Source organism: Candidatus Brocadia sapporoensis (assembly GCF_001753675.2).
GTDB lineage: Bacteria > Planctomycetota > Brocadiia > Brocadiales > Brocadiaceae > Brocadia > Brocadia sapporoensis.
Genome location: NZ_MJUW02000014.1, coordinates 1 through 12089 on the forward strand (window position 1 = coordinate 1; position 12089 = coordinate 12089).

Sequence of the window (12089 nt, forward strand, 5' to 3'; positions counted from 1 at the left end):
CGTTCATTTATGGTTTTACCGTCGCCTCGTACGACAAACGCTACCCGCTCGTCATCGACCCTACCCTAGTCTACTCCACGTACCTGGGGGGAAGTGATGATGATTCCGGTCTTTCCTCAAGGTTTGGCGGCACTGACATAGCGGTAGACGGCGACGGCAATGCGTATGTAACGGGTTCTACGAAGTCTCTCGATTTCCCAACGAAAATCGCCGTGTATGGAACTTATACTGGTAAGTACGATGCCTTTGTTACAAAGATAGGCACATCGGGCACAAGCCTTTTATACTCCACGTACCTGGGGGGAAGTGAAGACGATTATGGTTTGCGCATAGCGGTAGACAACGCCGGCAATGCGTATGTAACGGGTTGGACGCAGTCTTCCGATTTCCCAACGGCAAACGCCATGTATGGAACCAATACTGGTTGGACCGATGCCTTTGTGACAAAGATAGCTGCATCGGGCACAAGTCTTTCCTACTCCACGTACCTGGGGGGAAGTAATTTTGATTGGGGTTCTGGCATAGCGGTAGACGGCGCCGGCAATGCGTATGTGACAGGCTCTACATATTCTTCCAATTTCCCAACGAAAACTCCCATATATGTAAGCAATAAAGGTGATGAGGATGTCTTTGTGACAAAGATAGGTACATCGGGCACAAGCCTTTCCTACTCCACATACCTGGGGGGAAATGCCCGCGATGAAAGTCGTGGCATGGCGGTAGACAGCGCCGGCAATGTGTATGTAACGGGGTTTACATGGTCTTCCGATTTCCCAACGGAAATACCCATATATGGAACCTATACTGGTTCTTACGATGCCTTTGTGACAAAGATAGGTACATCGGGCACAAGCCTTTCCTACTCCACATACCTGGGGGGAAATGCCCGCGATGAAAGTCGTGGCATGGCGGTAGACAGCGCCGGCAATGTGTATGTAACGGGGTTTACATGGTCTTCCGATTTCCCAACGGAAATACCCATATATGGAACCTATACTGGTTCTTACGATGCCTTTGTGACAAAGATAGGTACATCGGGCACAAGCCTTTCCTACTCCACATACCTGGGGGGAAGTGATGCCGATGAAGGTTATAGCATAGCGGTAGACAGCGCCGGCAATGCATATGTAACGGGGTATACGAAGTCTTCCGATTTCCCAACGGAAATGCCCATATATGGAACCTATACTGGTACTTCCGATGCCTTTGTGACAAAGATAGCTGCATCGGGCACAAGCCTTTCCTACTCTACATTCCTGGGGGGAATTGGTGACGAGGCAGGTGAAAGCATAGCAGTAGACAGCGCCGGTAACGCGTATGTAACGGGGTATACAGGGTCTTCCAATTTCCCAACGGAAAAACCTATTTATGGAACCAATACCGGTAGCTGGGATGCCTTTGTGACAAAGATAAGTACATTGGGCACAAGCCTTTCCTACTCCACATACCTGGGGGGAAGTTATAGCGATCATGGTACTGGCATAGCGGTAGACAGTGTCGGTAATGCGTATGTGAAGGGTGAGACATATTCTTCCGATTTCCCAACGATAATAAACGCCTTTGATGAAAGCTATAATGGTTCTTCCGATGTCTTTGTGACAAAGATAGGGGATAGCACACCAACCGTTGTTGAGTTAGTATCATTCTCTGCAAATGGTAATACCGATGGAAAGGTTACATTGCACTGGCAGACGGCCACAGAGATTGACAATGCCGGATTTAACCTCTACCGTGCAAAACGCAAGGATGGTCCCTATAAGAAGATCAATACTACGCTTATTCCGGCGCAGGGCAACGCAACAACGGGCGCCAGCTACAGCTACGAGGATACACCGCCTGCCAAAGGGGCGTATCACTACAAACTGGAGGACGTGGACACCAACAGCGTAAGCACAATGCACGGCCCGAAGAAGGTGAAGGTGAAGATAAAAAACCGATGACCGATACCGGATGTTAGACGCAAGGTGCGCAAGACGCAGCGCCGGCATCAAGGGATGAGCGGTGTGTGAAGGGAGTTGTGTTCGGGGTTCAGAGGTCTGAATATCCCGGCCTTGCCCACCCTGGATTTTGGATGCGCACATTCATTAACCCTGTCAGGGTTTAAAACCCTGACAGGGTTGACTCACAAATACCGCGCTCCGGATTTGAGGTTTGAATGGTTTAGCACTAGTGGGGGCGCAGGGAAATGGAACAGATTCTCTATCTGCTGCCCCTCTGTGGCACGGGTGATACCTTGCGTCGGGTGTGCAAAGAACTTTTAAGTCATTGGGAAGACTGGAAAATTTTTTGTACGTGAGGTGGATGAACCGTCTAAGCTACTCAAAGAATACCCGTTGTATCTTCGACTGCAGGGTGGCACGGACAAACTCGTTTGTCCGTGCGATAGATCCCAAATCCGTACATAGATTCGAACACCATGGACAAACGTAACCGTTTCACTTGTTGCCTTGTGACACACCCCCCGGCCCCTCTTTTTCGAGGGGAGAGCAAGAGTCTTTTCTGGAAAGGGGGGATTTCGGGCTGTGTATGGTACGGGCAAACGCCGTATTTTTATAGAGTGCAGAAATCTTCATGTTGCCGGGATTTTTCAAAAAAACCGAATGGATTCAAATAAATTAGCAACCCTAAAATCCGTATGCAACTTCTGAAACTCGTCAAGGTCCTCATCCAAAAAATGACCGATTTCGTAGTGCAAATTTCAGATTTACGGTATTTTGCGTAAATATTGTTTCGTTATACACGGTTATAACTCACAAATAGCTGTTCCATCCCGTTCAATCCCGTCTTGTCCAGGTACATGGTGTTCATTTGAAAATTCATTGCCGGTTCCAGTAGGGGACCTTCGATAATCGTAGCGAAAGGGTTGCCACTCAAGATGCGATGAGCTAAGGTGAGATACAGACGGTTCAATAAGCGTTCTTTTAACAACAGATACAAGATTTTAGGCCCCGCGCCTGAATAGATTACGCGGTAACCCAATTCGTATGCGTGTCGTGCAAAGAGTTTTCCTTCTACGCGATTTTTGCCTGCCACTACGACCTTGCCCTCGCGTTTTTCAATTTCGTGCACGCGCTCGGGATTGGGATTCTCCGTCGTAAAGAAAACAGCCTTGCGTCCGTCGTGTTTGAGCACGTCAGGAATCGGAAAATCCAAACTGCCGCTGATTATGGCGATGTCGGGTTGCGGTTTTAGACCACGTGACATGCGCCATTCACGCAGATCTGCAAACCTGGGGTCATCTGTTTGTAAAATCTCCTGCGCGCGTCCTTGCGCCCATTCGCGTAAATATCTGCCACTGCTGATAATCAAGTCCGCCTGCGCTGCAAGTTCCTGATACAAACGCCAGTCGTGTTCGTTCGTGACATTTTTCGGCACCATTAAACCCGAACCATCAGGACGCGGAATTGCGATCCGCCCATCCAGGCTCGACACGAAATTTGCATAAATGTATGGCGATGCCGCATTGGTAAACTGTCGCACGTCATGCGCGAGATACAAACCTTTTAACATGCATTCCGCATATGGTTGCGGATAGAGTTGCAAAATCGGTTGTTCCATCGTTCTTAATATTTTGGTTGGTGAAATTATTCGGCTTGCTGCAAACGGTCGTTCAATTGTTCGTGTGCGATGCGCTCTTGAAAGGCGCCGTACATTGCTTGTGTCAGCATTTTCGAATTGGTCTGATTAACGCCGCGCATCGTTGCACACATGTGCTGACCCATCACAATTACGGCAACGCCGCGGGGACTCAGGAGCGTTTGAATAAAGTCGGCGATTTCGCGCGTCATTTTTTCTTGCACCTGAAGACGTCGCGCGTACATTTCAACGATACGCGGAATTTTCGAGAGACCAATAATTTTACCATCAGGAATATATGCCACATGCGCTTTGCCAAAAAAGGGCAGCATGTGATGTTCGCACAAACTGTAGAACTCAATGTCCTTGACGACCACCATATCGTCGTACGCGCTTTCAAACAGGGCGCCGTTGATGAGCGATGCCGGATTTACAGCGTATCCACCGAGCAACTCGTTGTATGCGCGTGCAACACGTTCCGGTGTTTTTCGCAAACCTTCGCGAGTCGGGTCTTCACCCACATTCACCAGAATAGTACGCACTGCTGTGGCAATCGCGCGCTGCGCTTTTTGTTTAGAGGTTTCATGCTGCTGCGCAGCGTAGCTTGTAATCGTGTGGTCAGGCATTGTGGTCTGCGAACTGTCATTGTCATACGCATGCGTAACGCAAGCCGGGAGTTGTGGCGCTGTTGCTTGTGTTTGGAGTGCGTTCTGGACAAATTGTCGGACTTGGGAGCTTATGCCTGGCACCGTATACATGTTGTCACGCGATGTGCACAGACGGTCAGCCAACTCCGCCAACGTAGGTCCGTCCGGTGGAATAATGTAATCGGGGTTGACGTCCGCTAGCGCTCGCGCCATAAAGCCGCATTCAAAAATTTTCAGGTCGGGAATTTTTAATTCGTTATCGTCAATGATTTCCTGATCATACAAAACTAAATCCAAATCAATGGTGCGCGGCGCATTTTTATCCGCGGTCCGCACGCGTCCCAATTCGCTTTCGATAGCGCGTAAGGCGTTCCGCAAAGCATGAGGCGTTAATTCGGTCAACAATCGCGCTGCGCCATTAAAAAAGTGCGGTGTATTTGGTGCGTTACCTAACGCGGGTGTATCATAGACGGGCGAAACGGCAAGCACCGTTCCTAGACGGCGCAAACGTTCCACTGCTAATGGATAATTTGTTTCGCGCTCGATATTTGAACCAATGAAAATATAGGCGTCGTTCATTTTGTTTAATACTCCATTCCGGCTAAGTCATTTCGGCGCATCCGTTTGTTTCAACCCAAAATCTGCGCGCGTGCGTGTGATTGTAACACCGACGGAGCGCGCAAAGCGTAATGCACCCGGTTTTTCCAAACTGACCTGCACGCGCAATGCGCGCGGGTCGCACAAACAAATTTCGGCGATACGTTCCACTAAACGCTCAACCAAAAAATGATTGGATCTTTCAACGTACTCGATAATTTGCTTGGTGACGGTACGATAATTGAGTGCATCTTCAATCGCGTCACTGGCAGCGGCGGGACGCGTATCCGTCCACAGCACGAGATTGATCAGCACGTCCTGTTTATTTTTGCGTTCCGATTCGTTGATGCCAATGATACAGCGCAGCAACAAATCGTTGATTTCGATACGGTCAGGTTTCATTTTTTTAGATCGTCATGGAAATGAGTGGGTAAAATATGCGTTTTTATATCTCCGGAAGCATACAGGTCAGAATTTTAAATGAAGATATTCTTTGTCTCTTGGACCGTAGGCTCGTCGCTGGGTAACCAGGATTATGTTATTTAATTCCTCGACAAAATCCATGGAAACGGTATTCTCCGGTTTATTGTATGCAGTAATTCATCCCAATGCCTTTCTATTATCTCAGCAAATTTCTCATAGGGTTTATGGGAGGACTAAGAGTTAGGCCTTGATTATAGAATGGTTGCCCTATTCGTTATGTAGATTGATATCATGACATAACCATAGAAAATCCAATATGCCAATGCAATTTATCGCCCTTATTTTAAGTCAGATATTGGATACCACGTCTTGGTTGGTGATTTTAGCGTGTTGAGCTTCTTTATTTATTACCTTTTTTCAACAATCCTGAGATTACCTCAAAATTATTCACAATGTCCATAATCATTTAATGATTTAGATGGTTGGTGGTCAACGGCATCCGTCAGGTAAACGCGCCTTCGAGCATTTCATCTATTCTAAACAGAACCCCAATGTCCGTTCAAGGTGCTCAATGATGGTGGTGTCCTTTACAGGAACACCAGCTCCAATATCTCATTTTATTTCTGGCTTTTCACTGGCTCTTATTTTGTCTTCACCTCTGTTTATTTTCCTTCTTCAACAATTAATTTCACCCCCCGGGCTTGCATTGAGATCACTTGGTATACCTCTGAGTCCTAAAAGTTCTGTTTTGTCGGTTTATCCGCATTTCATCCGAGTTGTACTTAAGAACGCAGGCTTCAAATGTAATAGCTTATTGTTATCTGCAATGCATTGACACGTTTCCCTTTCACGATGAGTATGTTGTCGATAGGTTTATTTGCAGTGTAGCTGGCTCGCGATCTATTTTTCCTTACCTTTCTCTCCCACTGCTTTTTCAGTAACCTTTACCTCCAGGGCTGACGTAAATGTTCCAACCGTAAATTTAATCCTGGCAGGGGTTTTCTCTGTCAGATTCTTACCCGTTACCGTAAAGACCGCACAACCGCTTGAATCCGTTAATATTGCACTGGAGGAAAGCTCTATCTTGTTGACTCCCTCCTGGATAACCGCATCGACCTTGGCATCCACTGCCGGATTGCCCTTTTCACATTTTACCCTTACCGTTACAGTGCCCGTCTTTCCCTTCTCAAGCACCAGCTTTTCCTTTGGCTCTATGTATACACTCTCGGGCACGCACCCTGTTGTCTGAACCCGTACCGCGATTTTTGTCTTCAGATCTCCAGCAACAAACTTAATCTCCGGAAGCTCTTCTTCTGTTTTCCTATTACCCGTAACGGTAAATACCGCCCTTCCATTTTCGTCTGTTATGGCACTTGCAGGGGAAAGTTCTATAAACTTTTTACCCTTCAGAATATCAGCAACAACCTGAACACCTGCAGCAGGTTTATCATCTTTATACTTCACACTCACCACGATATTCGCGTTCTTTCCTTTTTGCATTACCAGTTCCTGGTCAGGATGTGTCATGATTGTCTTTGGCTTGTTTTCAGTCGTTTCCTTTTCTGCCTTTTTTGTTGCCGTCTCACCAATCTTTTCAACAACCTTTACATCGAGGGCAGACGTAAAGGTTCCGACTGCAAATTTAATTCTGGCAGGGGTTTTCTCTGTCAGATTCTTGCCCGTTACCGTAAAGACCGCACAACCGCTTGCATCCGTTAATATCGCACTGGAGGAAAGATCTATCTTGCTGATTCCTTCCTGGACAACTGCATCGACCTTGGTATCTACAGCCGGATTGCCTTTTTCACATTTCACCCTTACCGTTACAGTACCCGCTTTTCCCTTCTCAAGCACCAGCTTTTCCTTTGGCTCTATGTACACACTCTCGGGCACGCACCCTATTGTCTGAACGATTACCGCCATTTTTACCTTCAAATCTCCTGCGGCAAACTTAATCTCCGGAAGCTCCTCTTCTGTTTTCCTATTACCCGTGACGGTAAATATCGCCTTGCCATTTTCATCAGTTACGGCACTTGCAGGGGAAAGTTCTATAAACTTTTTACCCTTCAGGATATCAGCAACAACCTGAACACCTGCAGCGGGTTTATCTTCTTTACACTTCACACTCACTACGATATTCGCATTCTTTCCTTTTTGCATTACCAGCTCCTGGACAGGATGCGTCATTATTGTCTTTGGCTTGCAGGTAGCGGTTCCCGTGCTTTCCATCCCTTGTGCAATCACACTGTGCGGTTTAAAACCGGCACCAAAGCCAAACAAAATTAATGCTATTACATATAATGAGTACTTAAACTTCAACCGTTCCATGTATGTCCCTCCTTCTTGGTTAAGTGACTTGTATGAGATCTGGCTATCGTAAGGTATCTTCACAGGCGTTAACATATCTCTCGTAAAAAAAGCATCTGATAAACTATTAATTAAACACAGAATATAAGAAATTTTCAATTTATTTTATCAATTATGAAGAAACATTTGCCTCCTCCAGGATCAGATGGCCTTGTGACATCAATTTTAGCAACATCTTAATATACAAATGTTTCATCGTTTGTGATTTATCACATCGATACAGAGCGGCAATATCATAATATGATCCGTACATCACCCATCCGTTTGGTAAAATGGATTGCATCAAAATATTCGAGCAAAGGGACTGCATATTTACGGGTAGTCCTGGTCAGATCCCGGAATTGTGCCACACTCATAGGACCGTTTTTGGAAATATGCGCCCTGACCAATTCTTTTAATTTGTTCAGCACCGTCGCATGGAAATGGATGCCGTTTTCGATCCTAATAAGCTTCTTTTGCTCTATCAGCAAGGAGATGGCGACTTTGCCGGAAGCGCCAAATTTTGTGATGTTCTCTTCTAAAGAAGGCGGAGTCAATCCAGCCTTAAAAAAAATCTCTTCAATTTTATCTGCTACATCTTTATCTTTTGTTGACACTTCGAGCTTAAAGTCCACGAGCGATAGTTTATTATCCGTAATTTTAATAATTTTCTCGTTTCTCAGAGCAGAAAGTACCGCGGTAAACAAGAAAGGATGGATATTATCGCCAACGATGGGCTTCTTATGAGGCTCTCCAGCACCGGTCTTTATATCTTTTGACACAGGTAGGGAAGCTGAGGTGATCAGCGCCCTGAGTTGGGACTCCTCAATTCCAGTTTTTAAAGGATTTTCCTTATGAAATGTCCTGAGGATATTCAGGACTAGTTCCTTTACAGCAGTAATCACATCACGATGAACAACACCGTCTTTACCCTCGGCAAGAAACTTCCGAAGCAACCCCTTCTTTACTAATCCTGCAATAACATCCTCGGCAGTTGAAGGATGAATATTCACCTGCCTGGAAATGTCATCAACCGTAGGAGTGAACAGTCGTTCACCCTTACAAACAGGAATAGTATTCAAATAAACCTGTTCTACAATATCCGGGAGATTCCCGCTGTCCAGAATTCTTAAAACCGCGAGGGTTTCTTCCCTAAAACGTTTTAACCGGGTGGTATTGTACCTTAACACCTTGCCACCACCGATAGTATAGGCAGGCGAATAGGAACGGATAATGAAATGATCTTCCCGCTCGACGGTAACAATATCTTCCAGGAGAATTTGACACAATGCCTCCTCGCCGGGCCTTAATGTATCCCGATCCAGCAGAACAAGCCGACCCATCACCTCAGTGGTATTCAGATGAAACCGAATCCTCGTCCTGTTTTTTAAAGGGTTTTTTGTGCCTTTTACCAACCGCAGTAAGACATCGATGATCTTTGCTGGCTGTAAGTATCCGGGGATTGAGAGCTCATGACCGCGCCGTATTTCGGCAGATTTGATGCCAGACAAATTGACTGCTGCACGTTGTCCAGCAAAGGCAGAGGTGACCCGTTCTCCGGTCACTTCAATTCCTCTCACACGTAAGATCTTTTTCATGGGCAAGATTTCCATTTCATCCTCCACGGAAATCTGACCACCCAGAATAGGGCCGGTGACAACACATCCATACCCCGGAACGGTGAAAGACCGGTCAATGGGCATTCGGAATTCACGGACGTTGCTCTGCGTTTGTATCTGTGCAATCAGTTTTCCTATCACCGTCTTGCAGGTTTCGATCCCCTCACCGGAGACCACGGATACAGGAATAATCGGGGCATGCTCCAGCAATGTACCCGTTACATTTTTTTTAATATCTTCCTGCACCACCGCCAGCCATTCATCGGTAACAAGGTCTTTTTTCGTCAGGGCAATGAGACCGTGTTTAATGCCCAGGAGGTTTATGATTTCCAGGTGCTCAATAGTTTGGGGCATAACGCCATCATCGGCTGCAATAACAAATAATACGAGGTTGATGCTGGTGGCGCCTGCCAGCATGTTCTTGACGAACCGTTCGTGTCCTGGTACGTCAACGACACACACCCTGCGATTTTCACCGAGATCGAGATAGGCAAAGCCCAAATCGATAGTCAATCCACGTTTCTTTTCTTCGGGTAGTCTGTCGGTATCAATTCCCGTCAATGCCTTCACCAAGGAAGTCTTTCCATGGTCGATATGTCCTGCCGTCCCGATAATGATGTGCTCAATATAGTGTGTGCCGGTTGATGATTGGTGCACGAATGAATGTTTCATCGGTTTTCGCTATTGTTGTTATTTTTTTGACGTATCAGAGATAGTCATTATAAGTGCAAAATTGAAAAAATCAAAATCCAAAAAAACATACGAACATCCAGAGGTGTTCTAAGGAGCGGATTTATGATATGCCTGGGAGGGAAATCGAGTGTCTCAGCGATCAAGACCAGCAATGCCCACGCTAAAATCTGCCCGATGCAGTATAGCATTAAGCTTTCGGCAGGGCTATTCTCTAAAAACAGGAATTATCATTGACGCAAAGCATTAGCAACACCCGATCCGCACCAATTGGAGCGGCTGCACAAAAGGGGAATGCCATAGAATGGTATGAACCGGGCAGGTGCTATTAAAAAGGAAGCACACCTTGGTGTGCACAAGTCCGTAGTGAAAATCTTGCTGAGAACCGAAGGAACTTCCAGGCAATGTTTTCGGTTACAGTGTGGCACTGATAAACTGTAACCCGCTTACATAAAATGAAAAATTCCTATACAATTAAAATAATCGTAACCGGTTAGCTTTTTAAAAGGAATTTCCCATGCATTTCCTGTGTACGGTAAGAGACGAAACATTTGCTGCCTTGTGACACACCCCCGGCCCCTCTTTTTAGAGAGGAGAGCAAGAGTCCCCTCAAAAAGAGGGGATTTAGGCGTGTGTTTGATACGAGCAAACGCCTTATCTTTTATAAATGGCAGCAACCCGAATGCTGCTGGGATTTTTCAAGACACTGAATGGTTACAAATAATCTTTATGCCGTTTTCTTGTATTTTTGCGCTAATAATGGTGTTTTCCCATTGACGACTTCAGGAGTGACCAGGAACGAAGACTCCCCCTTCTGGGAAGGTAAATGATACATAGCATCCAGCATAAAACTCTCGAAGATTGCACGGAGTGCCCGCGCCCCTGTCTTCTTTTCGAATGCTTTTTTGCTGATCTCTATTAATGCCTCTTGAGAAAATTCTAATTTGGTTTCTTCCATCTCAAAGAATTTTTGATATTGTTTAACGAGAGAATTCTTTGGTTCTGCCATGACCTTGATCAAGTCTGCCTCGGTCAATGGCATCAGCGGCGCAAGAATCGGTAATCGTCCGATAAACTCTACAATCATTCCGTAATCGATGATATCCTCAACCTCCACTTTGCTCAGAATGTCGCCGAAAGATTCGTCCGGCTTATCCTCTTTTCCTGAATCAAACCCGATATTTGTTTTTCCAATCCTTCTCCGGATAATCTCTTCTATGCCGGTAAAGGTTCCACCGCAGATAAAAAGAATATCCCGCGTGTCCATTTGAATATACTGCTGTTCCGGGTGCTTTCTGCCACCTTGGGGGGGGATATTTGATATGGTTCCTTCCAGCATTTTTAGGAGGGCCTGTTGCACTCCTTCGCCGGAAACATCCCTGGTGATAGAGGGATTGGTGCTTTTCCTGGCAATCTTATCAATCTCGTCAATATAAATAATGCCCTGCTGTGCACGCTGGAGATTAAAATCGGCGTTTCTTAATAAGCCTAAAAGCACATTTTCCACATCTTCCCCCACATACCCGGCCTCGGTGAGCGTGGTTGCATCCGCGATGGTAAAAGGCACATCAAGGATTTTTGCCAGGGTGCGTGCGAGAAGTGTCTTCCCTGAACCCGTGGGGCCGATAAGTAAAATATTACTTTTTTCTATCTCAACTCCCTCACTACTTGCCCTTGTGATCAAACGCTTATAATGGTTGTAAACAGCAACGGCAAGCGTTTTTTTTGCCTTATCCTGACCTATGATATATTCATCTAAATGTTGCTTAATCTGTGACGGAGTGGGTATTTTTCCGATTGGTTTCGCAGAAATGTTCTTTTGATCTTTTTTCAGCAGCATGTGGCAAGCATCAACACATTCGTTGCAAATAAAGATGTTTGCATCGCCCTGAATCAGCCGGCCCACGGCATCATAGTTTCTTCCGCAGAAGGAACAGCTTTTTTTAGCACCTGTAGCTTTCTTTGCCATGCACTCTCTACCTCGAAGTATAAATATAGAAGTGGTCAGAATTTATCTCTCAATAGGGAAAAATAATAACAAACCGATTCGTATTATGCAACTCTTTTTAAAACTAGCAACGATAAAGCAAAAAGGACTTTTTTCGTAACTATTCAGCGTACTTTCGCTCACAAACCCTATGAGTGAACAAAATATTGATTCTGTAATCCCGAAGGGATGTCATGATTATAG

The 12089-nt window shown here is 45.7% G+C and carries 7 protein-coding genes; 1 reads left to right on the forward strand and 6 read right to left on the reverse strand.

From position 1 onward, the window contains the following. A partial coding sequence (locus tag BIY37_RS00275) for an SBBP repeat-containing protein (RefSeq protein ID WP_179129179.1) occupies positions 1 to 1940 on the forward strand: 1940 nt, incomplete at its 5' end. Positions 1941 to 2733: 793 nt separating this feature from the next. Here BIY37_RS00275 and BIY37_RS00280 read toward each other — a convergent pair. The 6 genes from BIY37_RS00280 to clpX form a co-directional block, all read right to left on the reverse strand. Next, positions 2734 to 3558 carry a RibD family protein gene (locus tag BIY37_RS00280; RefSeq protein WP_070065852.1) on the reverse strand — a complete coding sequence of 275 codons (825 nt, stop codon included), beginning with the start codon at positions 3556 to 3558 and terminating at the stop codon, positions 2734 to 2736. A 26-nt stretch (positions 3559 to 3584) separates the two neighbouring features. Beyond that, positions 3585 to 4802, reverse strand: a complete 1218-nt coding sequence (gene folE, locus BIY37_RS00285; RefSeq protein WP_080324739.1) for a GTP cyclohydrolase I FolE — start codon at positions 4800 to 4802, stop codon at positions 3585 to 3587. A 27-nt stretch (positions 4803 to 4829) separates the two neighbouring features. Further along, on the reverse strand, positions 4830 to 5222 hold the full coding sequence (gene folB, locus BIY37_RS00290) for a dihydroneopterin aldolase (RefSeq protein ID WP_070065853.1): 393 nt from the start codon (positions 5220 to 5222) through the stop codon (positions 4830 to 4832). Positions 5223 to 6143: 921 nt separating this feature from the next. After that, a complete protein-coding gene (locus BIY37_RS00295; RefSeq protein WP_070065854.1) occupies positions 6144 to 7571 on the reverse strand; it encodes a hypothetical protein in 1428 nt (475 codons plus the stop codon). 272 nt (positions 7572 to 7843) lie between these two features. Next, the gene (selB, locus tag BIY37_RS00300; RefSeq protein WP_080324740.1) at positions 7844 to 9880 is read right to left on the reverse strand and encodes a selenocysteine-specific translation elongation factor; all 2037 of its coding nucleotides are present in this window, start codon (positions 9878 to 9880) and stop codon (positions 7844 to 7846) included. Between the two features lie 745 nt (positions 9881 to 10625). Beyond that, positions 10626 to 11867, reverse strand: coding sequence for an ATP-dependent Clp protease ATP-binding subunit ClpX (gene clpX / locus BIY37_RS00310; RefSeq protein WP_070065856.1), 1242 nt, complete (start codon positions 11865 to 11867; stop codon positions 10626 to 10628). Positions 11868 to 12089: the final 222 nt, after the last annotated feature.

Bases quoted from the DNA above. Each gene is read 5' to 3' on its own strand.
- selB (WP_080324740.1), bottom strand. From the start codon at position 9,880: ATGAAACATTCATTCGTGCACCAATCATCAACCGGCACACACTATATT.
- BIY37_RS00295 (WP_070065854.1), bottom strand. From the start codon at position 7,571: ATGGAACGGTTGAAGTTTAAGTACTCATTATATGTAATAGCATTAATT.
- folB (WP_070065853.1), bottom strand. From the start codon at position 5,222: ATGAAACCTGACCGTATCGAAATCAACGATTTGTTGCTGCGCTGTATC.
- folE (WP_080324739.1), bottom strand. From the start codon at position 4,802: ATGAACGACGCCTATATTTTCATTGGTTCAAATATCGAGCGCGAAACA.
- BIY37_RS00280 (WP_070065852.1), bottom strand. From the start codon at position 3,558: ATGGAACAACCGATTTTGCAACTCTATCCGCAACCATATGCGGAATGC.
- clpX (WP_070065856.1), bottom strand. From the start codon at position 11,867: ATGGCAAAGAAAGCTACAGGTGCTAAAAAAAGCTGTTCCTTCTGCGGA.